The organism is Mobilicoccus massiliensis (assembly GCF_000826525.2).
GTDB classification, from domain to species: domain Bacteria; phylum Actinomycetota; class Actinomycetes; order Actinomycetales; family Dermatophilaceae; genus Mobilicoccus; species Mobilicoccus massiliensis.
In genome coordinates, this window is record NZ_LN651326.1 from 55,462 (window position 1) to 75,199 (window position 19,738).

At 70.3% G+C, this 19,738-nt stretch carries 23 protein-coding genes and 1 pseudogene; 13 read left to right on the forward strand and 11 right to left on the reverse strand.

All coding sequences use genetic code 11. The features are described from left to right. Positions 1 to 78 precede the first annotated feature (78 nt). Both poxB and BN1197_RS02900 read right to left on the reverse strand, forming a co-directional pair. On the reverse strand, positions 79 to 1,821 hold the full coding sequence (poxB, locus tag BN1197_RS02895; RefSeq protein ID WP_040156073.1) for a ubiquinone-dependent pyruvate dehydrogenase: 1,743 nt from the start codon (positions 1,819 to 1,821) through the stop codon (positions 79 to 81). 146 nt (positions 1,822 to 1,967) lie between these two features. Next, positions 1,968 to 3,425, reverse strand: coding sequence for a flavin-containing monooxygenase (locus BN1197_RS02900; protein WP_245851800.1), 1,458 nt, complete (start codon positions 3,423 to 3,425; stop codon positions 1,968 to 1,970). A 122-nt stretch (positions 3,426 to 3,547) separates the two neighbouring features. Between BN1197_RS02900 and BN1197_RS02905 the strand changes: the two genes are divergently transcribed. Continuing rightward, the gene (locus tag BN1197_RS02905; RefSeq protein ID WP_040156074.1) at positions 3,548 to 4,030 is read left to right on the forward strand and encodes a glutathione peroxidase; all 483 of its coding nucleotides are present in this window, start codon (positions 3,548 to 3,550) and stop codon (positions 4,028 to 4,030) included. 208 nt (positions 4,031 to 4,238) lie between these two features. Continuing rightward, on the forward strand, positions 4,239 to 6,374 hold the full coding sequence (locus BN1197_RS02910; protein ID WP_040156075.1) for a neutral/alkaline non-lysosomal ceramidase N-terminal domain-containing protein: 2,136 nt from the start codon (positions 4,239 to 4,241) through the stop codon (positions 6,372 to 6,374). Between the two features lie 84 nt (positions 6,375 to 6,458). Here the strand turns inward: BN1197_RS02910 and BN1197_RS02915 are convergent, their stop codons facing one another. Then, positions 6,459 to 7,331, reverse strand: a complete 873-nt coding sequence (locus BN1197_RS02915; RefSeq protein WP_176489701.1) for an alpha/beta fold hydrolase — start codon at positions 7,329 to 7,331, stop codon at positions 6,459 to 6,461. Between the two features lie 183 nt (positions 7,332 to 7,514). Here BN1197_RS02915 and BN1197_RS17250 point away from each other — a divergent pair, with 183 nt between their 5' ends. From BN1197_RS17250 to BN1197_RS17010, 5 genes and pseudogenes are all read left to right on the forward strand, one after another. After that, a complete protein-coding gene (locus BN1197_RS17250; RefSeq protein WP_052465912.1) occupies positions 7,515 to 7,868 on the forward strand; it encodes a cytochrome b5 domain-containing protein in 354 nt (117 codons plus the stop codon). A 52-nt stretch (positions 7,869 to 7,920) separates the two neighbouring features. Beyond that, positions 7,921 to 8,499: an AAA family ATPase gene (locus tag BN1197_RS02925; RefSeq protein ID WP_052465913.1), complete on the forward strand. Its 579-nt coding sequence runs from the start codon at positions 7,921 to 7,923 to the stop codon at positions 8,497 to 8,499. Positions 8,500 to 8,729: 230 nt separating this feature from the next. After that, positions 8,730 to 9,008, forward strand: a complete 279-nt coding sequence (locus BN1197_RS02930) for a hypothetical protein (RefSeq protein WP_141397190.1) — start codon at positions 8,730 to 8,732, stop codon at positions 9,006 to 9,008. A gap of 212 nt (positions 9,009 to 9,220) precedes the next feature. Further along, a pseudogene (locus BN1197_RS18070) lies at positions 9,221 to 9,523 on the forward strand (hypothetical protein); the annotation flags it as partial. Positions 9,524 to 9,546: 23 nt separating this feature from the next. Next, complete coding sequence (locus BN1197_RS17010; RefSeq protein WP_141397191.1) at positions 9,547 to 10,050, forward strand: hypothetical protein; 504 nt, start codon at positions 9,547 to 9,549, stop codon at positions 10,048 to 10,050. 212 nt (positions 10,051 to 10,262) lie between these two features. Here the strand turns inward: BN1197_RS17010 and BN1197_RS02940 are convergent, their stop codons facing one another. Continuing rightward, on the reverse strand, positions 10,263 to 10,580 hold the full coding sequence (locus tag BN1197_RS02940) for a hypothetical protein (protein WP_040156080.1): 318 nt from the start codon (positions 10,578 to 10,580) through the stop codon (positions 10,263 to 10,265). Positions 10,581 to 10,712: 132 nt separating this feature from the next. Here BN1197_RS02940 and BN1197_RS02945 point away from each other — a divergent pair, with 132 nt between their 5' ends. Together BN1197_RS02945 and BN1197_RS02950 are read left to right on the forward strand one after the other, a co-directional pair. Further along, positions 10,713 to 11,846, forward strand: a complete 1,134-nt coding sequence (locus BN1197_RS02945) for a GNAT family N-acetyltransferase (RefSeq protein ID WP_082043578.1) — start codon at positions 10,713 to 10,715, stop codon at positions 11,844 to 11,846. A 278-nt stretch (positions 11,847 to 12,124) separates the two neighbouring features. Further along, a complete protein-coding gene (locus BN1197_RS02950; protein WP_040156083.1) occupies positions 12,125 to 12,766 on the forward strand; it encodes a GNAT family N-acetyltransferase in 642 nt (213 codons plus the stop codon). 83 nt (positions 12,767 to 12,849) lie between these two features. Here BN1197_RS02950 and BN1197_RS02955 read toward each other — a convergent pair whose 3' ends face one another. Then, a complete protein-coding gene (locus BN1197_RS02955; RefSeq protein ID WP_040156467.1) occupies positions 12,850 to 13,275 on the reverse strand; it encodes a VOC family protein in 426 nt (141 codons plus the stop codon). Positions 13,276 to 13,474: 199 nt separating this feature from the next. On the opposite strand from BN1197_RS02955, the gene BN1197_RS02960 reads away from it, so the two are divergent. Then, positions 13,475 to 13,849 carry an RNA-binding S4 domain-containing protein gene (locus BN1197_RS02960; RefSeq protein ID WP_040156087.1) on the forward strand — a complete coding sequence of 125 codons (375 nt, stop codon included), beginning with the start codon at positions 13,475 to 13,477 and terminating at the stop codon, positions 13,847 to 13,849. Between the two features lie 392 nt (positions 13,850 to 14,241). On the opposite strand, the gene BN1197_RS02965 is transcribed toward BN1197_RS02960, so the two are convergent. The 5 genes from BN1197_RS02965 to BN1197_RS02985 form a co-directional block, all read right to left on the reverse strand. Then, positions 14,242 to 14,529 (reverse strand): MGMT family protein, encoded by a 288-nt coding sequence (locus BN1197_RS02965; protein WP_095999837.1) that lies wholly within the window; start codon positions 14,527 to 14,529, stop codon positions 14,242 to 14,244. Then, positions 14,526 to 15,119, reverse strand: coding sequence for a DUF488 domain-containing protein (locus BN1197_RS02970; protein WP_052465916.1), 594 nt, complete (start codon positions 15,117 to 15,119; stop codon positions 14,526 to 14,528). Before BN1197_RS02970 ends, BN1197_RS02965 begins: the two co-directional genes overlap by 4 nt. Further along, positions 15,119 to 15,328 carry a hypervirulence associated TUDOR domain-containing protein gene (locus tag BN1197_RS02975; protein ID WP_040156089.1) on the reverse strand — a complete coding sequence of 70 codons (210 nt, stop codon included), beginning with the start codon at positions 15,326 to 15,328 and terminating at the stop codon, positions 15,119 to 15,121. The genes BN1197_RS02970 and BN1197_RS02975 overlap by 1 nt, the downstream gene beginning before the upstream one ends. 68 nt (positions 15,329 to 15,396) lie before the next feature. Next, positions 15,397 to 15,957 carry an acyl-CoA thioesterase gene (locus BN1197_RS02980; protein WP_082043579.1) on the reverse strand — a complete coding sequence of 187 codons (561 nt, stop codon included), beginning with the start codon at positions 15,955 to 15,957 and terminating at the stop codon, positions 15,397 to 15,399. 28 nt (positions 15,958 to 15,985) lie between these two features. Beyond that, on the reverse strand, positions 15,986 to 16,963 hold the full coding sequence (locus BN1197_RS02985) for a helix-turn-helix transcriptional regulator (RefSeq protein ID WP_040156090.1): 978 nt from the start codon (positions 16,961 to 16,963) through the stop codon (positions 15,986 to 15,988). Positions 16,964 to 17,034: 71 nt separating this feature from the next. On the opposite strand from BN1197_RS02985, the gene BN1197_RS02990 reads away from it, so the two are divergent. The 3 genes from BN1197_RS02990 (at position 17,035) to BN1197_RS03000 (ending at position 18,584) form a co-directional block, all read left to right on the forward strand. Further along, the gene (locus BN1197_RS02990) at positions 17,035 to 17,643 is read left to right on the forward strand and encodes a GNAT family N-acetyltransferase (RefSeq protein WP_052465917.1); all 609 of its coding nucleotides are present in this window, start codon (positions 17,035 to 17,037) and stop codon (positions 17,641 to 17,643) included. Beyond that, a complete protein-coding gene (locus tag BN1197_RS02995) occupies positions 17,640 to 18,212 on the forward strand; it encodes a mycothiol transferase (protein WP_052465918.1) in 573 nt (190 codons plus the stop codon). Before BN1197_RS02990 ends, BN1197_RS02995 begins: the two co-directional genes overlap by 4 nt. 144 nt (positions 18,213 to 18,356) lie before the next feature. Continuing rightward, entirely contained in the window at positions 18,357 to 18,584 is a 228-nt protein-coding gene (locus BN1197_RS03000) for a hypothetical protein (protein ID WP_040156091.1), read from the forward strand. A 59-nt stretch (positions 18,585 to 18,643) separates the two neighbouring features. Here the strand turns inward: BN1197_RS03000 and BN1197_RS03005 are convergent, their stop codons facing one another. After that, positions 18,644 to 19,681 (reverse strand): lactonase family protein, encoded by a 1,038-nt coding sequence (locus BN1197_RS03005; protein WP_040156093.1) that lies wholly within the window; start codon positions 19,679 to 19,681, stop codon positions 18,644 to 18,646. Positions 19,682 to 19,738: the final 57 nt, after the last annotated feature.

The window sequence follows — 19,738 nt, forward strand, 5'->3', positions numbered from 1 at the left end:
AGGCGCGCCTGCCTCCCGGGCTCCTGGCGACCTCGGCGGCCTACGACGAAAGTCGGCGGCGATACGCGTCGAGGTCTCTCAGAACAACTGACGCCAGTTGGCGCTCGCGAGGTCGAGCAACTCGTCACCGCGGCCCGACAACGTCGTGCGGATGGCGTAGAGCGCGAAGCCCTTGGCCTGCTCGGCGGTGATCGCGGGCGGGATCGTGAGCTCCTCGCGTTCGGTGACGACGTCGAGCAGCGCCGGCCCGTCGTGGTCGAGCACCTCCCGAACCGCACCGGGGAGGTCCTCCGACTTCTCGACGCGTACCCCCTTGATGCCCATGGCCTCCGCCACGGCGGCGAGGTTGGGGTTGACGAGTTCGGTGCCCCAGTCGACGAATCCGGCGGCCTTCATCTCCAGCTCGACGAAGTTGAGCGAGGAGTTGTTGAACACGACCATCTTCACCGGCAGCTTGTTCTGGGTGACGGTGAGCAACTCGCTGAGCAGCATGGTGATGCCGCCGTCGCCGGAGAGGGTGACGATCTGCCGGTCGGGGAACGCGCACTGCGCCCCGACGGCCTGGGGCACGGCGTTCGCCATCGAGCCGTGCAGCATCGACCCGATGATGCGCCGGCCGCCGCCGGCCTGCAGGTACCGGGCGACGTAGATGACCGGCGATCCGACGTCGGGGATGAACACCGCGTCGGGCGCGGCCATCTCGTTGACGAGGCGCGCGAGGTACTGGGGGTGGATCGCGCGCTTGCGACCGAACAACCCCGTCTTGGTGGGCTGGGCCAGGTCGTCGAGCTTGTCGCGGGTCTTGGCGTAGTGCTCGAGGGAGTCCTCGAGATGGCTGCGATCGGAGTGACGCTCGAGCATGGGCTTGAGCGCCTCGAGGGTGTCCTTGACGTCACCGACGAGGCCGAGTGCCAGCGGGGTGCGGCGTCCGAGCTGCTCACCACGGATGTCGATCTGGACGACCTTCGCGTGGCGCGGAAAGAACTGCTGGTAGGGAAAGTCCGTACCGAGCATGACGACCGTGTCGGCGTCCATCATCGCGCGGTAACCGGAGGCGAACCCGAGCAGACCGGTCATGCCGACGTCGAACGGGTTGTCGTACTCGATGAACTGCTTGCCCCGGATGCTGTGGACGATCGGGGCGGCGAGAGTGTCGGCGAGCGCGACGACCTCGTCGTGGGCTCCCGCCACTCCTGCGCCCGCGAGGATCGTGACCTTCTTGCCGGTGTTGAGGATGTTCGCGCACTCGGCGAGCTGATCCTGGGCGGGAATGACCGTCGAACGGGTCGGTGTGATGGCCTCGACCCGGTCGTCGGGAACCTCCTTGAGCATGACGTCACCGGGGATGACGACGACTGCGACGCCGCGTTCCTCGATCGCGGTACGCATCGCGATCTCGAGCACTCGCGGCATCTGCGAGGGGTCGCCGACGAACTCGCAGTAGACGCTGCACTCCTGGAAGAGGTTCTGCGGGTGCGTCTCCTGGAAGTACAGCGAGCCGATCTCCTCGGTCGGGACCTGCGCCGCGATGGCGAGGACCGGCACACGGGTGCGGTTGGCGTCGAACAGGCCGTTGATGAGGTGGAGGTTGCCGGGGCCGCAGCTGCCGGCGCACACCGCGAGCTCGCCGGTGAGCTCGGCGTCCGCGCCCGCGGCGAACGCCGCACCCTCCTCGTGCCGGACGTGCACCCAGTCGATCGTGCCGTCACGACGCAATGCGTCGGTGAATCCGTTGAGCGAGTCACCGGGCAGTCCGTAGACCCGCTTCACGCCGTTCTTCACGAGGTGGTCGACCATGTTCATCGCGATCGTGCGCGCCATGACGTGCCTCCAGCAGGATTGGGGGATGACGAGTGGACGAGCCGAATCGGCCACTGTTCGCGACCCTAGTCGGCGCGGAGCGAGGTCGCAGGTCGAGGCGGTGGCCACGGATCGGCCTGGGACGAGCCGGAGTTGACCCGCGAAGTTCAGCGCCCGGGCTCGTCCGCCGAGGTCCAGCACAGTCCGTCGTCGAGGTCGGCCGCGGCCACCGCACGGCGGTCGCGCACGACGTCCTGCTCGTACGCCCACGGGTATTCGGGTCCGATCCGCGGCATGAGGCCGGCGGCGCGGCGCAGGTACCCGGCGTCGAGCTGGAGCATCGGCGCGGTCTCGCTCAACCCTTCGGGAGGGACGGGCACGACCCGGGCCGCGCCGGTGTCGACGAGCCTGCGCAGGACGCGGGTCAACAGCCGAGCGGTCGCATCGGCCCGCAGCGTCCACGACGCGTTGAGGTAGCCGACGACGAAACCGAGGTTGGGTAGGCCGCTGAGCATCGCGCCCTGATACGCGACGGCGCGTGCGAGGTCGACGGGTCGTCCGTCGACGAAGAGCGGCACGTCGCCGAGCAGGCTGATCCGCAGGCCCGTGGCGGTGACGACGACGTCGGCGGGCACGGTGGTGCCATCGGTCATCCGCAGGCCGTCGCCGACGAACCGCTCGATGTGACCGGTGACGATCGTGGCCTCCCCGCGTCGGAGGGCGGCGAAGAAGTCGCCGTCCGGGGTGATGCAGACGCGTTGATCCCACGGGTCGTAATCGGGGGCCAGGTGCGCATCCACGACGGCAGCGGAGCCGACGGCCTTGACGGCCTGGGACCGCAGGACGTGCCGCATCTGGCGCGGCGCCCGTCGGCAGGCCCGGTAGAAGGCCCATTGTCGGAGGGCGTTCTTCGCGGCGACGACCAGATGCGCACGGGCCGGGGACAGGACGCGACGCGCCACGTCGGTGACGGCATCACGCCGGGGTTGAGCCACGACGTACGTCGGCGTGCGTTGCACCATCGTCACGCGCGCGCCGTGCTCGGTGAGAGCGGGCACGAGCGTGATCGCCGTGGCTCCCGAGCCGACGACGGCGACCCGCCTGCCGTCGACGTCGAGATCCTCCGGCCAGAACTGCGGATGCACGACCCGGCCGTCGAAGGCATCGAGGCCGGCGAACACGGGATCGTGTGGCCGCGCGTAGTCGTAGTAGCCGGTGCACATGATGACGAAGCGCGGAGTGACGACCTGCTCCCCCGCCTCGGTCTCGAGAGTCACCCGCCAGCGAGCCGTCTCGCTCTGCCAGTCGGCGGAACACACCCGAACCCCGTACCGGATGTTGCGGTCGAGGTCGTAGTGACGAACCACGTCGTGGAGGTATTCGCGGATTTGTTCGCCACCCACGATCGCGTCCCGTCCACGCCAGGGGTGAAAGGGATAGGCGAGGGTGAAGAAGTCGGAGTCCGAACGCACGCCGGGATAGCAGAACAGATCCCACGTGCCTCCGAGATCGTCGCGCGCCTCCACGACGACGTAGTCGAGGTCAGGGCATTTCTCCCCCAGCCGAACGGCGACGTCGATTCCCGACAGACCCGCGCCGACGACCAAGACATCGGCGTCGGGCACAGCGGGCGGCACCCCGTTCATGTCTGCCCGGCCTCGACGACCGCGGGTGTCGAACGACATTCCATGCGCGCCAGCGTAGGTCGCGACGTCGATGCGCTCGTCGGGGTGCGGATAATGCGCCCATGGCCACGATCGGGGATTTCACGGCGGAGACGGCGAACGGCACGACGCGTTCACTCTCGGAATACGCGGGAAAGGTCTGCCTCGTGGTCAACATGGCGAACACGAACGGGCACGCGGAACAGTACGCCGCACTCGAGGAATTGTGGCGGCGTCATCGCGATCGCGGGTTCGTCGTGCTCGGATTCCCGTGCCCTCAGCTCGCCCGCTCGGATTCCGCGCAGGGTGAGGACGCAGGGTTCTCCGTCACCGAATCCGACATCACCTTTCCCGTGTTCGCCGAGGTGAGTGTCAACGGTCCCGCTGCGCATCCGCTCTGGGCGTGGCTTCGCCGCAGCGAACCGGGGCGATTCGGCGACCGCATCACGTGGAACTTCACCAAGTTCCTCGTGGGGCGCGACGGGCGCGTCGTCGCGCGCTACTCGCCGAGAATCACGACCGACGTGCTCGCCCAGGACGTGGTGGAGGCCTTGATGACGCGTTGAGCGCGTCCGACGGGAGCGTTGGCAGGTGCTCGGCGGGTGGCCGCTGCGCGGCCTGGTGGGGAGTCGCCGCAGGCAGGAGAGGGGATCGGACCACCGTCGTGGAAACCCGAGACAGGTGGCGTCTCTCGCGCCCATGATATGAGCGACCCTCCGCCCCACCCTCGGGAGTCCGCGCATGCGTCGTCCGTCTCTGCCCAGGTCAACCACAGTGCGTGCGGCCCTCGCCGGCGCGCTCGTCGCGCTCACCGCGCTCGTCCTCGGAGTGCCGTCCGCGGCCGGGACCGCCGGCACCACCACGGCGCCCGCCATCGCCACGCCCGCCATCGCCACGTCGAAGAACGCGACGGCAGCGAACGCAGCACCCTACCTCGTCGGCGCCGGGATGTACGACATCACCGGGGCCGCCGCCGAGACCGGTGCCTTCGGTTACGCCGCCCAGCAGGAGATGACCGGGCTGCACACGCGGCTGTACTCCCGCGCGTTCGTCGTCGGCGACCCGGCGACGGGCAAGCGCGTCGTGTTCGTCAGCGCCGATCTCGGCGCGATCTTTCCGTCGATCAAGACCGGCGTCGTGCGGCAGCTCCAGCAGCGATTCGGGTCGGCGTACACCGACGCCAACGTCATGATCACCGCCACGCACACGCACGTGGCGACCTCCGGACTCGCCTACGAGACGCTGTACCAGATCGCGGGCGCCGACTCCACGGGCGCCGGCTTCGATCAGAGGAACCTCGACACCGTCGTCGGCGGCATCGTCGAGTCGGTCGCGCGCGCTCACGCGAACCTCGAGCCCGGCGACGTCGCGCTCGCCAGCGGAGAGCTGAGCGGCGCCACCAAGAACCGCTCGACCCCCGCCTACCGCGCGAACAAGGACGCGGCCAACTACCGCAGCGACGTCAACACGACGATGACGCAGCTCAACCTCACGTCCGCCTCGGGGACGCCCATCGGCGTCGTCAACTGGTTCGCGACCCACCCCACCCAGTTCAGCCTCAAGACGACCCAGATCAGCGCCGACGCCAAGGGGTACGCGCAATACACATTCGGTCGGCGGATGGGACAGGATCCGAGCAAGAACAAGACCTTCGTCGCGGCCTTCGCCAACTCCGACACGGGCGATGTCGTGTCGACACGAGGAAACTCGTTCTCCGCACCCGGCTACGAGGGGTTGCCGAACGACTACCGCAACGCCGAGATCGACGGTTCGCGTCAGTTCGACCGTGCCTCCCGGCTGTGGAACGACGGCGGCACGCCGTTGAAGGGTGGGGTCGATTCCCGCTCGCGCTGGGTCGACTTCGGCGGTTACACGGTGGACGCGGCGTACACGCAGGGCGAGGGCCCCAAGAAGCTGTGCGTCCCGGCGCGGGGTTTCTCGTTCGCGGCGGGCGGCGAGAACGGGCCGTCGAACATCCCCGGCATCTACGAGGGCATGACCAAGGGGTCGTTCTCGGTGACCGACGCCTTCAATCAGGTGGACAGGTCGCCGCTGGGCTCCCTCGTTCGCGGCACCCTCGGCGCGTTCGCCCTGGCGTTCCAGGACCCGTGTCAGGCGGAGAAACCGGTGCTGCTCGCCACGGGCGCGCTGGGTTGGGTGTCGACGACGCTGCAGGTGCAGCTCTTTCGGATCGGCGACCTTGCGATCGTCTCGATGCCCGGCGAACCGACGACGATGGCGGGGCGCCGCCTGCGCGAGACGGTGAGGGCCGAGCTCGCCGGCTCCGGCGTCACGAACGTGGTCATCGCCGGCCTCGCCAACGGGTACGCGGGCTACATCACGACCCGTGAGGAGTACGCGACTCAGCACTACGAGGGCGCCTCCACGGAGTTCGGTCCGCACGAGCTCGGTGCCTTTCGACAAGAGGCGGCCAAGCTCGCGAGCGCGATGCGTGAGGGCAGGCCCGTGACCGACGACAGGCAGCCCTCCACGAGTCGGGGTCTCGGAACACAGCGGCCCGGCGTCGTCCTCGACGACAAGCCCGCGGGCCAGACGTTCGGGCAGGTGCTCGTGCAACCGAAGGACACCTACGCCAGGGGTGAGACGGCCGTCGCGACGTTCCGGGGCGGTCACCCCAAGAACGACTACCGCACGGGCGGCACGTTCCTGCGCATCCAGCGTCTCGAGGGCTCGACGTGGGTGAACCACCTCGACGACGCCGACTGGGACACCTCGTTCATCTGGAAGCGGGAGGGCGCCTCGTACTCCCGCACGACCGTCGAATGGCGCATCGGCGCCGAGACGCCCGCGGGCACGTACCGCATCGTCCAGACGGGTGACTGGAAGGACGGATGGACCGGCCGCGTCACGCCGTACACCGGCACCTCGCAGCAGTTCACCGTGCGGTGACGACGGGGCAGATACGCGGGCCGGGGGTGGGTCGTCGGCCTTGACGTCGAAGGGCAGGCCTTGCGCGTGACGTGTGCCGCGTCCTCAGGTGAGGGCGCGGAGCATCTCCTCGATCGCGGCGGCCGCGTCGTCGACGTCGACGGTGTCGAGGTTGGGACCGCCCTCGATGTAGCGCACCTCCCGATCGGCGCGTGAGGCGGCGTACTCGTCGAGGATCGCGACCTCGCTCTCGTCGACGATCTCCTCGGGCACGATGTTCCACAGGATCCCGTCGTAGGAGTCGCGCAGGTCGAGACCGTGCGGCTGCAGGAGGACGATGTCGAGGGCCTCGAAGAGGACGTCGCGTTCGGGGTAGCGGCGCCATCCGCCCGGCACGGCGCGCAGGTGGCGCGCGAAGTAGGCGCGCATCTGATCCGGTGGCACGTCGGCCGTGATCCAGTCGGTGCGCGTGCGGTCGACGAGTTCGTCGAGATACGCCTCGCGCGTCTCGGCCGGGCCGGATGCGAACAACGAGAAGCGTTCGACCCACACCGCCATCGCCTCGGGGCCGACCATCTCGGCCCAGTCCTGCCGGGCGGCCTCACCCCGCTGACAGCTGGCCACCGACATGAGCGCGAGGCCCACGGCGTCGAGGCCCGCGAACCTCGTGGGATCGAGGGCGAGGAGCTCTTCATGCTCGAGGACGACGAGGGGCCGTTCGAAGCCCAACGCCGCGGAGACCGCGGGCAGCTGGCCGGTGATCATGCCGATCTCCAGCACGTCGGCGGCGGACTGGCCGTGACCGCGCAGATCCACCGCGACGGGGTGGCAGAACTCCGCGAGCGCGGGAGCGAGCAGGCCCCACACCTGGGCGTTGGACGCGAGCTGGGACAGCAGGAGCACGTCGTGCCCTTCGCCACCGAAGTCGAGGGCCGCGTACTCGGCACCTTCCACGTCGAACCTCACGTCTCGAGCCATGGGGTCAGTGTGACCGATGCCCGCGCCATCACCCGTCCAACTTCTCTGAACTTCAATGCAACCCGCCCTGAACTGCGGCGATTCATGTGTGCAGCGCGGTCTCGGCGCCGAGCAGATCGGGAGTCGCGCAGCCACGCCGCCCTCCCGCTACGGTTGTGGCGGATCCACCACGAAAGGACCCCCATGAAGCGTCTCGCTCCCCTGGCCCTCGCCCTGCTCTGCGCCGCACCCCTGGCCGCCTGCAGCGACGGTTCGGGCAATCAGTCCGCCCCGGCCGAGGCTCCCGCGACGGCGGCCTCGACGAGTTACACGATGGCCGACGTGAACCAGCACAACACCAAAGACTCCTGCTGGACCGCGATCGACGGCAAGGTGTACGACGTCACCTCGTGGATCGGGCAGCACCCCGGCGGCGCGCAGCGCATCGAGAACCTCTGCGGCACCGACGGCAGCGGGGCGTTCAACGGGCAGCACGCCAAGGAGGACGACCCCCACAAGCGCCTCGCCTCGTTCCAGGTCGGCGTCCTAAAGGGGTGACGCGGGGCGCGCCGGTCACTCGTGACCGACGACCCGGGTCCACACTGACGAGGTGCGCGAACTCCCCCTCATCGTCCTCGTCAACGGGCTGCCGGGCTCCGGCAAGACGACCGTGGCGGCCGGCCTGGCCGCGCGTCTGTCGCGGGCGGCCGTCGTCGAGGGCGACCACCTCCAGCACGGGATGACGGTGAGCGGCTGTGTCGGCCCGGGCGAGGAGCCCGCGGACGAGTCGTGGACTCAACTCGACCTGCGATGGCGCAACATCGCCGCGCTCGCCACGAACTTCTACGACGCGGGTTTCAGCGTCGTCGTCGATTCGCTCGTCATCCCGTCGCTGCTGCACGACCTGCGCAGTGCCCTCGGGACCCGGCCACTCGCCTATGTGCACCTCGACCCCGCCCGCTCGGTCGGTCTTGCCCGCGATGCGGCGCGTGGCACGAAGCGCATCGGTGATCGATTCGACTGGGTCGCCGCCGAGTTCGAGCCGTTGCGCGAGCTCGGCGTCTGGATCGACTCCACCGAGCAGAGTCCTCGGCAGACGGTCGACGCCGCCTACGACGCGCTCACGACGGGAGCGGCCCGGCTCGAACTGGACCTCGGCCGCCCCGTACCGGAACCCGCGAAGCCCTGACGTCTCACCACGATCGGCGCCGGAACGCCCCGGCGTCGAGACCGAATGATCGTCGGATCCGGACCACCGCCCGAGAACCTGCGCGGAGAAGGTGAGGAACGGCCCGCGGCCGCCGATGGGGAAGCGTGACTGTGGCTGGTGTGGAGGGCGTCGACCCCATGCGTTCGTCGGCGGTGAACGCCGCCTCGAACCCGACGGGGTCGATCACAGGCGTCGGCGCACCCACCCCCGTGCCCGCACCCCACCGCACCACCGAGCGGGGTGCCCAGGGTGGCGGCGGGTTCGACAACCCCGAGCTCACGTCCGGCCTGCTCTCGAACAACATCACACCTGTTCAGCGTGATGGTCTCGGCCGTCTCAGCCGCCTGCTGCGGATGCAGCCGCGCGAACTCCTCGACGCTCTGCGCGGCGGGACGGGGCTCGGATTCCTCCTCACCGCCCGACGCCTGGGCGCCTCGGCCCTGTTCGGGATGTTCGACAAGGGCTTGCTCATCGACGCTCAGGCCTGAGCGCGCCCTACCAGTCGGGTCGGCGACGACCGGGACGCCGCCGATATCGAGCATGTCCATGCGCCGATGACACAAGCTCGACCTTCGACGCCGTGCCGCGACACGAGCGCCGCTACCGTCCAGGCATGAACGCGTCAAACCCCCGAACTCCTCGCCTGCTCACCGACGAGGACATCCGCCGACTCGTCATCCCCGACCTCGCCCGTGCCGCGATGCGGGAGGCGACCGTGGCGGCCTGGCGGGGCGAGCTCGTCGCTCCCCCGCGGGGCATCGTCGATCTGGGCGACCATCGCCTGGCGTTCACGTGCGGAGCGCGACCCGGCGACTGGTACGGCTACCGCTCGTACGTCTCACCCGGCTCCGAAGGCGACGAGCAGGTCATCGTCGTTCACGACGAATCCTCGGGAGCGGTGCGGTCGCTCGCCGTCGGGCAGGCGCTGGGTCCGCGACGGGTCGGCGGCATCGGGGCCGTGGCGCTGGAGGCACTCGCACCCACCGACGTCACGACCATCGCGCTCGTCGGCACGGGCACGCAGGCGTGGCATCAGCTGTGGCACTGCCGGACGCGTATCGCGACCGGCCGATCCGTGTCTACTCCCGGAATCCGGACTCGCGCGGCCGGTTCGTCGACCGCGCCCGTACCGAGTTCGGCCTCGACGTCTCGGCGGCCAGGAGCGCCGAGGAGGCCGTCCGTGCGGCCGAGGTCGTCGTCCTCGCCACGTCGTCGGCGACGCCCGTTGTCGAGGCGGAGTGGATCCGGCCGGGTGCGTACGTCGCACCCCTGGGCCCCAAGCAGGTCGGACGCGCGGAGTTCGACCCGTCGATCGCGCGCACGGCCGCGTTCGTCGTCAGCGACTCCCCTGCTCAGGTGGGGGCCTACGATCCGCCGAACGTGCTGGTCGGCAGCGGACTCGAGGGAGACCTCGTCCATCTGGGCGCGGTTCTCGCCGGTGACGCGCAGCCTCCGGAGGGAACGCGCGTGTTCTTCAGCGTCGGCCTCGCCGGCACCGAGGCCTGGCTGCTCGACGCCGTCACCCGCTGACGCCCGCCCTCACACACCGGCCCGGCCGATCCGACCGGCCCGACTGATCCGACCGGCCCCTCACGCGGACCCGCCTCGATTCCCCGGGATGGAAGATGGGATGGCAGCCAAACGGGGGTGAGAACCCCATCTCTGCTGCCATCCCATCTTCCACGTCGGCTGTTCAGCGGTGAGTGGACGAGCCGGGCACGCCGTGTGCGGATCCGCCCGGGTCAGTCCCGGTCGCAGAACCAGTACGACGCGGCTGCACTGACGGCGGTGACGGCGAACACCGAGGGCCAGGCACCGATCTTCTTGGCCAGCGGGTGGGAGAGGCCGAAGCCCGCGAGGTAGAGGGCCGACAGCGCGCCCGCCGTCGCCGGGCCCTCCTTCGCGAGCCACGTGCGACCGGCGAACGCGCCCGCCGCGCCGAGAACGACACCACCGAGCATCCGCACCCCGCTCTCACGTGCGGTGGCGAAGCCCCCGAGCAACCCGAGAGCGACGAGCGGGGCGGTCTGAACATCCTTGGCCGGCGTGATCGTGGTCATGCAGCGAGCCTAGAAGATCGACCCGTGCGCCGCCCCGCGCAGGCCATCCGGACGAAGGGGCAGGACCACACCCGGCCAGGTGTCCGGGAAATTCGGTATCGTTCCGGAGCCTCGGGCTGCTTTGCTGAGCCCATGACCAGCCAAGTCCCACCGTTCCCGGCGTGCGTGCCCGAGCTCACCGACGGCCGCGTGCAGCTGCGCGCCCACCGCGACGACGACATTCCGGCCATCGTCGAGCAGTGCGTCGACCCCGAGAGCGTGCGGTGGACGACCGTGCCCCGCCCCTACGGTGCGGACGACGCGCGTCAGTTCCTCGACCTGGTGCGCCAGGGGTGGGATGACCCGAAGGGGCAGCGGTACTGGGCGATCGAGTGGACCGACGACGACGTGCGGGCGCGGTTCGGCGGCACGATCGACTTGCGGCCGCGTGGCTCCGGCGGCGCGGAGATCGGCTTCGGGCTCCACCCGGACGCTCGTGGGCAGCACGTGATGTCGACCGCGGTGCGTCTCGCATGTCGATGGTGGTTCGCGAACGAAGGCCGGCGGGTGACGTGGTGGGCCAACGTGGGCAACACGGCCTCGTGGCGCGTCGCGTGGGCGTGCGGATTCACCTGGCACGGCACGGTTCCGGAGTATCTGCCCCTGCCCGACGGCACCCTCGCCGACGGCTGGGTCGCCTCCGTGGGCAGCGACGACGATCTCACTCGCCCCGTCGAGCCCTGGACCCACGACCCGGGCACGCCGGTCGTGGCCGACGCCGAGGACACCCGCGACGACGGACCCATGACGGGCGGGGAACGCGAGACCCTTTTGCACTGGCTCGACCTCTACCGCGAGACCGTGTTGCTCAAGATCGGCGGTCTCGATGCGGAGCAGTTGTGCCGCCGCTCCGTGCCGCCGTCGACGATGAGCCTCCTCGGCATGGTGCGTCACCTCACCGAGGTCGAGGCGTACTGGCTGCGCGAAGTGCTGCACGGGGAGGACCTGCCGGACTACTACTGCACCCGCGAGAGCCCAGACGGCGACTTCGACGACATCGACCCGGCACGAGCGGCCGAAGACGTCGCCGCCTATCGCGACGAGGTCACCCGCTGTCGCGAGGCCATCGATGCCTGGCCCGACCTCGACGTTCCGGGCCGCGGTCGACGCCACGGCAAGGAGGTCGCCCTGACGTGGATCCTCACCCACCTCGTCGAGGAGTACGCGCGCCACCTCGGGCACATGGATCTGCTGCGCGAGACCATCGACGGACGCACCGGTTACTGACCGGTCGAGCCTCGACCTGCGGGCTCACGTGATCTCGAACACAGGAGGGTCGCGTGTGAGGGCGCCGACCGGGCCGGATCGAGCAACACGGTCGCCCCTGACGTGCGACGGAACCTCGCACCGACGGCGCAGGTCGCCCCACGGCCCCCGGTCGGCACACCCAAGCGCGAGGTGTGGGGCGGCGAACAGGCAGGGCCGCCGGGTGAGATGAGCCCGCCCACCGACATGTACACGACGGGTCTGGCGATTCGCCGGAGGAACATGCTTGCCTGTTTGGCATGTCAAGCACCGGTTCTGCGGGCGCGACTCCGACCCTGACGGACGGGCGCGTCCTGCTTCGCGCCCTGCGCGAGGACGACGCGACTTCGCTCGCCGAGCAGTTCGCCGATCCCGAATCCAGACGCTGGACGACGACGAGCGACCCGTTCGACACCGAGTTCGGCGCCCGTTCCTACCTGCGCCGCGTCGAACGGGACACCGCCCGCGCCGAAGGCCCTCGACACTGGGCCGTCGAGTGGCGCGACGGCGACGCGACCCGGTTCGGCGGCTACGTCGACCTGCACCCGCACGATCACACGAGCGCGGGCATCGACTTCGGTCTGCACCCCGCGTCACGCGGGCGGCACGTGATGTCCGCGGCGGTCCGGCTCGTGTGCCGGTGGTGGTTCGACCAGGGCGGGCAGCACGTCACGTGGTTCGCCGAGGCGGGCAACCTCGCGTCGTGGCAGGTGGTGCGGGCGTGCGGATTCCGCTTCGGTCAGGTCGTCACCATGTACCTGCCGCCGCCGACCGGCCCCGTCGAGGGCTGGGTCGCCACGGTCGGGCGCGACGACGACCTCGCCCACCCCGCCGAGGAGAGCGAGCCGGAGGCCGTCCTCGCCGCCCGGCACCACGACTCCCCACTCCCCGCGATCGCCTGAACGGCGCCGGGCCGGCGACCTTGGGGGACGTCGGCCGCGCTCGAACAGGCGGTTTCGTCGGCGTGAAACCGCCTGTTCGAGCATCAGGAGTCGAGGCTGGTCGTGAGCAGACAGAACGGGTGGCCCTCGGGATCGGCGAGGACGTAGACCGCCTCCTCGGGTTCGTCGGAGCGGTCGAGCAGCAGCCGCGCCCCGAGCTCCTCGGCCCGGCGGCGATGACGGTGAAGTTCGTAGAGCGAGTCGACCTCGAGATCGAGGTGCATTTGCATGGAGACCTCGTCCGACGGCCAGGTCGAGGTCTGCAGACCCGCGTTCTGCTGGAAAGCCAGCGCCCGGCGACCGTCCTCGTGGGTGAGGACGAGCCACTGCGCGTCGTCGGGGTGATCATCGGTGGGCGGCTCGTCACCGGGCCGATAGACGAGGCCGAGCAGCCGCCGGTAGAACTCCGCGAGCGCCCGGCAGTCCCGGGCGTCGATCGCGACGTGCAGGAGTTCGGGAAACTCGGGCATCACGCGCCTCCTGGATCGACCTACGGCAACAATGCGTCCCGGCGCCCGGTGACTCAAGCCGAACGCCGGGACGAATTGCTGTGGCAACCTTCGACCAGGTCAAACTAAGGCTAACCTTAGTTGAGGTCGGTCGTCCACCGCATGTGGTTCGAGGTTCCTCCGCGTGAAGCGGGATCGAGCACGGCCGTACCCTGGGACGATGAGCGAATCCGGCAGCGTGCGCGTCGACGTCTGGCTGTGGTCGGTGCGCATCTACAAGAGCCGCTCCCTCGCGACGGCCGCGTGTAAGGCCGGACACGTGCGCGTCAACGGCGCCGGGATCAAGCCGTCGTCGCCGATCCGGGTCGGTGATCGAGTCACCGTGACCGGCGGTCCGCGCCCGCGGATCCTCGTCGCTCAGAAGCTGCTGGCCAAGCGCGTCGGCGCCCCGATCGCCGCCGAGGCCTACCTCGACGAGTCTCCGCCGTTGCCGCCGCGCGAGGAACGACCGGCTCCGGTCGCCTTGCGGGAACGCGGCGCCGGTCGTCCGACCAAGCGCGACCGTCGCGCCCTCGACCGCCTCCGCGGGCACTGACCCCCACGCCGAGACAGCCGGCGTTTCCACCCCGCCGCCCACCGCCCCCTCCGCTCAAACAGGCATTTTCACCCTCTCGTACGACCGAAAGGGCCTGTCCGAGCGGGGACCCGGGGTCGAAAGGGCCTGTCCGAGCGCGAACCCGCGACCCAAAGGTACGACCGAAAGGGCCTGTCCGAGCGGGGACCCGGGGTCGAAAGGGCCTGTCCGAGCGCGAACCCGCGACCCAAAGGGCCTGTCCGAGCGCAAACCCGCCGCCCACCGCCCCCTCCGCTCAAACAGGCACTTTCACCCTCTCGTACGACCGAAAGGGCCTGTCCGAGGGCGAACCCGGGGCCGAAAGGGCCTGTCCGAGCGCACACCCGCGGCCGAAAGGGCCTGTCCGGGCGGGGTCAGGTCCGGCGGGCGCGGGTCATGTCGACCCGGTCTCCTCGGAAGGGCACGCCCTCAGCCTGGAGCAGGTCGGGCGCGGTGCCGTCGTGGCAGGTGGCGGGGGTCCCGTCGGCGTAGACGACCCGCCACCACGGCACGTCGTCGTCGAGGTTCGCGACGAGGCGACCGGCGGCGCGGGGGCCGACTCCGACGACCTCACCGACCTCCCCGTAGGCCATGACCTGCCCGGCGGGGATCGATGCGACGACGGCACGTGTGACCACCGCCGGGTCGTCGGGTGCGCTCACGAGTCCTCCGGGGATGCCTCGTCGCCGGAGGACTCGTCGGTGGCGGGGTACGTGATCTGCTCGCCGTCGACCCGGGCGAACGGCGTGAGCTCGGCCGGCCTCACCGACGTCGGCGACATGATGTGACACACCTCGATACCGCGCACGAGCAGCGCGTCGGTGATGAGCCGCCGGTGACAGCGCCAGGGGACCGCCTCGCTGCACATGATCGCGGGAGTGCTCGCCTGGGCGATGCTCACGAGTTCGTCGAGCCCCGCGTGGAACTCGTCGGTGCTCATGTAGTCGGCGTAGTCACGAAAGGCCTTGACGCGCCAGCCCTCGTTGGGTGTGGGGGTGCCGGCGGGGGTGTGGCGTCGCCCACCGATCGCCTTGATCCACCGGTAGTCGATGTCCGGCGGCAGTTCGTGCTCGATCGACGCCTGTTTCCACTGCGGATGTTTGCGCGAGCCGGGAAAGGAGCGCACATCGACCAGCGTGTCCACACCGTTGGCGCGCAGCATGTCGACGACTTCGCCGAACTCCCGCGTCGAGTGCCCGATCGTGTAGACGCGGATCCTGTCGGCAACGGGGCGGGGTGTCGCCGCCGTCATCAGTCGATCTTGGTGAGCGCGTCACCCTTGTGCATGGCGACGTGATCGGTCTTGTCGCTCTTGATCTCGTACTGTGGGTCGTCCTTCGAGCAGCGCCGCATATGGCCCTTGTACTCGGTGTCCTTCGTGTGCTTCTTGACGATGACACCGGTGACGTGCCCGGCCTCGGAGTTCCAGCGGACGTGATCTCCCACGGAAAATGCCGTCATGTCGACACGGTACGCGAATCGCCGGGACTGCCGCCGATTCCGGTCCCCGTGCCGGGCCGGCCGCCGGCTCAGCGCGTGCCGCCGCGCAGACGGTCGATCTCCTCACGCATGCGGAGGCGGTGCTCGCGCCGGATCTGCGCCTCGGCGTGGCGCCGGTGATCGTCGGGTGTCTCGGGCACGAGCGCGGGCAGCGGCCGAGGGCGACCGTTCTCGTCGACGGCGACCATGACGAGATACGCCGTCGCGACGTGCACGGGATCGCCGAGCTCGTCCCAGCGGGTGGTCTCGACGTGGACGCCGACCTCCATCGAGCTGCGGCCGGCCCAGTTGACCTGGGCGTGCACGGTGAGCACGTCGCCGACACGTACCGGCGCGCGGAAGACCATCTCGTCCATCGCGGCCGTCACGGCCGGGCCGCCGGAGAACCGGGCGGCGACTGATCCCGCCGCGGTGTCGACGCTCTTCATGACGTTGCCGCCGTGCACGGTGCCGAGCAGGTTCGTGTCGAGCGCCGTCATCACGCTCGCGAGCGTGAGCTGCGTCGAGCTCGGCGTACACGCCTCGGCGACCGGCCGGTCGCCCGACTCACCCCCGCCGTGCGTTCCCGTGCGATCCGCTGCGCCGTCCATCGTGCCCTCCCTCGCGTCGGTCCCGTCGTCACCGATCGTCCCAGGTCACCCCGTCCGACTCCCCACCGGCCGCCCGGGCGAGCAGGGCCGCCGAGCGCGCGGCGGCCTCCCGTAGCTCCGGGCCGCCGAGGATGCGCCATTCCCCGGGCACGCTCGCGAGCCGTTCGAGCACGTACATCGTGGGATTGCTCGTCGTCCCGCGCAGCTCGCACCCACCCTCGTCGAGTGGCGTGAGCGTGCCCGACACCACCCCCACCCAGCGGCCGACCTCCGACGCCGGGGCATCGAAGCGCACGTGGGTCTCGTACTCCCACCCCGCACCCAGGGCCTCCTCCAAGGCGGCAGCGGGATCGAGTCCCGACGGCGGCGTGAAGGTCTCGCGTCTGGTGGTCACGCCGAGCACCCGATCGACACGCAGGGTGCGGGTGGCCTGCGCCCGATGGGAACGACAGAGCAGATACCACCGGCCGTGTCGCACGACGAGCGCCCACGGATCGACGCGCCACTCGTCCCGGCCGGACCCGCCCGCGTAGTCGAGGACGACCTGCCGGGCATCGGAGATCGCCGCGACGAGAGCGCCCGTCACACCAGGGTCGGGGAGAGGGTCGGGGCGTCCGGCTCCGGTGGCCGTGTCGCGCACGTTCGCCGCCTGGCGTCGCGTGGGCGGCGGAAGCGCACGGATGACCTTGTCGAGCGCCTGCCGCCGCACGTCCGCGAGATCGCTTCCCGCCGTGACCGCGAGCACCGCGGTGACGAGGGCGACCGCCTCCTCTTCGGTGAAGACGACAGGCGGCAGGCGTGCGCCGCGCCCGACGCGATAGCCGCCGTAGGGTCCGCGCGAGGACTCGACCGGCACCCCCGCCTCGCGCAGCGACGCGACGTGACGCCGCACCGCCCGTTCGGAGACGCCGAGGTCCTCGGCCAGGCGTGCGGCGGTGACCCCGGGGTGGTCCTGGACGACCTCGAGAACACGCAGCGCCCGAACCAGCGGAGTCGCCTCGCTCATCTGGCCAGGCTAGAAGGTCGAGCGGGCGCTACCGGACGGAGAACGTCCGGAACCGTCGTTACGGTCCCACCATGACCTACACCGTGGTCCCGTTGGGACCGGACACGTGGGACGCGTTCGCCGAGCTCGTCGAGCGCAACAACGGGATCTTCGGCGGCTGCTGGTGCATCGGCTTCCACCCCGAATGCGGGCAGCGCATCGACCACCGCCAGGCCAAGCGCGACCGGGTCATGCGCGACGCCGCCCACGCCGCGCTCGTGCTCGACGCCGACGGCCTCGCCCAGGGTTGGGCGCAGTACGGCGATCCCGAGGAACTCGCCGGCATCAAGCACAAGCGCGCCTACGACAAGGAGCCGCCACCGCGGCCGGACTGGCGCATCACGTGCATCTTCGTCGACAAGCGGCACCGCGGCGAGGGGATCGCCCGGCTCGCGCTCGAAGGCGCTCTCGCTCTCGTCGCCGACGCCGGCGGCGGCCTGGTCGAGGCGATCACCGAGGTCACCGACGGTCGGCAGGCCCACGGCCGATTCCTGTTCAGCGGCACCGCAGAGCTCTTCGACGACTACGGCTTCGAACGCGTGCGTCAGGTCGGCAAGCACGCGTGGATCGTCGCCCGACGCCTGGAGCCCACCCCGGAGCTCGAACGCACGCAGAAGCCGGACCCTCAGGAGAAGTCATGAGCAACGACGACCCGACCCAGCAGGGCATGCCGCCCTGGGAGCCGCCCTTCCACGGCACCGAGAACGAACACCTCGCCGGGATGCTCGACCGCCTGCGGACGACGTTCCGCTGGAAGGCCGACGGACTCGACGACGACGGCCTGCGGTTCACGCTGCCGACGTCCGCGCTGAGCCTGGGCGCGCTCCTCAAGCACCTCGCCGTGTGTGAGGACGACGTGTTCGGGTGGCGCATCGCCGGCGAACGTCCGGACGTCATGGCCGACATGCCCGAGGGTGCAGACCTGTTCGCCTGGCAGTGGGAGCTACCCGACGACCCGGCCGACGTGTACGCGCTGTACGACGCAGCGGTCGAGCGGTCCCGGGCCCGCCTCGCGGTAATCCTCGACGCGGGGCGGCTCGAGGCTCCCGGTCACCTCACGTTCGGCGAGATACGGCCGAGCATCCGCCGTCACGTCTGCGACCTCGTCGAGGAGTACGGCCGCCACACCGGCCACGCCGACCTCATCCGCGAGGCGTTGGACGGGCGCGTGGGGGAGGACCCGCCGGACGAGTGGCGCCCCGTCTCGTGAAGTAAGGCACGGGCGCGGTCGAGGGCCTGTCGGGGCCGCGTCCGCGAGGCATCCGCGCTGGTGAGAACGGTCGGTGTGCATCACCTGGGCCCGTCGTGCCAGTGTGGAACGGATCCACGACCACGAACTCTCCAGGAGGCATCCATGACCGACGAGACGATCGACCCCCGCAACAACCCCGAGTCGCAGATGGCCGAGGAGGGCGCCAGCCAGACCGGCACGCAGGGCGCCGGCGACACCGGCGTCGTCATGTCCGACGCGCCCGGCGTCGAAGAGGGCAAGCACGGCGTCATCGGTGAACGGGTCACGGGTACCGACGACGGCGGCGTGCTCGGCGGGCTCACCGGCGGCGACACCGACACCAGCGCCTGAGCCCAGCCGGCCACGGCACCCGATACGACGTCGATCGGATGAAGAGGTGTCGAACGAAGTCAGACGAAGGCGACCCAGCGCGCGGTCTCACCCACCTCGGCGGTGTCGAGCAGAGTGAGGCTGCCGTCGTCCTCGACCCGCAAGAGCGCGGCCTGGGTCGACTTCTCGCCGACGGCGACGACGTTGATGCCGTCGGGCGCGATGCCGAACGCCCTGGGCTGCTTCTCGGTGTCGGTGATCGCGACGACGTCCTCGAGCCGGCCGTCCTCCCCGAGCGCGACGGTGGCGATGGTCGAGGCGGTGCGCTCGGAGGCGAGGAGCCACCGGCCGGTGCGGTGTACATCGGCGCCCCAGCGCAACCGCTCCTTCGCCGGATCGGCGCCCATGACGCTGTGCGCGAGGTCCGCTTCCGGGGAGTCGATGCGCACGGGTTCGGCGGATTCGTCGCGCACGAGCCGACCGTCCTCCGTGACGCCGAGACGGAACACCTCGGCGGAGTACTCGGTGACGAGGTAGGCGACGTCACCGTCGATCTCGAGGTGGCGGGGGCCGCAGCCGTCGGGCATCGCGACGGTGGCCGGCTCCATCGGGGTGAGCGTGCCGTCGGCAGCGAGGTCGAACTGCGCGACGAGATCGTCGCCGAGCGAGACGACGTACGCGTGACGGCCGTCGGCGTCGGTGACGACGCAGTGGCAGTTGGCGTACTCGACGCGTGAGACCTCGTCGCCGAGGACACCCTCGGCCGCGCCGGCCTTCGCACCGACGAGCCACGTCATCGCGCAGCCGCCGCCGTACGAGGCGCCGAGGACGACGTCGCCGCCCGGTGCGAGGGTCACGTAGGCGAGTTCCTCGTCGATCTCCCGCCGTGCGATTTCGCTCAACGCGCCCGACTGCTCGTCGATGCGCAGGGTGACGATCGAGGGCTCCTTGGTGGCGGCGTACACGAGACCGCGCTCGGAGTCGACGGCCAGTGTGCCGCAGCCCTTTCCGACGGGCGTGCTCGTGAGCGTGGTCAGGGTCGGGTCACCGGTCGGGTCGAGACGCAACGAGGTGATGGTGCCGTCACCGGCGTTCGCGACGAGAACGAGTCCACTCATGCCCCGACGCTATCCGGCACACCGGCTTCCGGCACCCCGACCCTCGCCCAGCCGAAG

What these genes read in the sequence shown, in the direction of transcription:
- poxB (WP_040156073.1), bottom strand. Translation starts at nt 1,821, where the DNA reads ATGGCGCGCACGATCGCGATGAACATGGTCGACCACCTCGTGAAGAAC.
- BN1197_RS02905 (WP_040156074.1), top strand. Translation starts at nt 3,548, where the DNA reads ATGGCCACGATCGGGGATTTCACGGCGGAGACGGCGAACGGCACGACG.
- BN1197_RS02915 (WP_176489701.1), bottom strand. Translation starts at nt 7,331, where the DNA reads ATGGCTCGAGACGTGAGGTTCGACGTGGAAGGTGCCGAGTACGCGGCC.
- BN1197_RS17250 (WP_052465912.1), top strand. Translation starts at nt 7,515, where the DNA reads ATGAAGCGTCTCGCTCCCCTGGCCCTCGCCCTGCTCTGCGCCGCACCC.
- BN1197_RS02940 (WP_040156080.1), bottom strand. Translation starts at nt 10,580, where the DNA reads ATGACCACGATCACGCCGGCCAAGGATGTTCAGACCGCCCCGCTCGTC.
- BN1197_RS02945 (WP_082043578.1), top strand. Translation starts at nt 10,713, where the DNA reads ATGACCAGCCAAGTCCCACCGTTCCCGGCGTGCGTGCCCGAGCTCACC.
- BN1197_RS02950 (WP_040156083.1), top strand. Translation starts at nt 12,125, where the DNA reads ATGTCAAGCACCGGTTCTGCGGGCGCGACTCCGACCCTGACGGACGGG.
- BN1197_RS02955 (WP_040156467.1), bottom strand. Translation starts at nt 13,275, where the DNA reads ATGCCCGAGTTTCCCGAACTCCTGCACGTCGCGATCGACGCCCGGGAC.
- BN1197_RS02960 (WP_040156087.1), top strand. Translation starts at nt 13,475, where the DNA reads ATGAGCGAATCCGGCAGCGTGCGCGTCGACGTCTGGCTGTGGTCGGTG.
- BN1197_RS02970 (WP_052465916.1), bottom strand. Translation starts at nt 15,119, where the DNA reads ATGACGGCGGCGACACCCCGCCCCGTTGCCGACAGGATCCGCGTCTAC.
- BN1197_RS02975 (WP_040156089.1), bottom strand. Translation starts at nt 15,328, where the DNA reads ATGACGGCATTTTCCGTGGGAGATCACGTCCGCTGGAACTCCGAGGCC.
- BN1197_RS02980 (WP_082043579.1), bottom strand. Translation starts at nt 15,957, where the DNA reads ATGGACGGCGCAGCGGATCGCACGGGAACGCACGGCGGGGGTGAGTCG.
- BN1197_RS02985 (WP_040156090.1), bottom strand. Translation starts at nt 16,963, where the DNA reads ATGAGCGAGGCGACTCCGCTGGTTCGGGCGCTGCGTGTTCTCGAGGTC.
- BN1197_RS02990 (WP_052465917.1), top strand. Translation starts at nt 17,035, where the DNA reads ATGACCTACACCGTGGTCCCGTTGGGACCGGACACGTGGGACGCGTTC.
- BN1197_RS02995 (WP_052465918.1), top strand. Translation starts at nt 17,640, where the DNA reads ATGAGCAACGACGACCCGACCCAGCAGGGCATGCCGCCCTGGGAGCCG.
- BN1197_RS03000 (WP_040156091.1), top strand. Translation starts at nt 18,357, where the DNA reads ATGACCGACGAGACGATCGACCCCCGCAACAACCCCGAGTCGCAGATG.
- BN1197_RS03005 (WP_040156093.1), bottom strand. Translation starts at nt 19,681, where the DNA reads ATGAGTGGACTCGTTCTCGTCGCGAACGCCGGTGACGGCACCATCACC.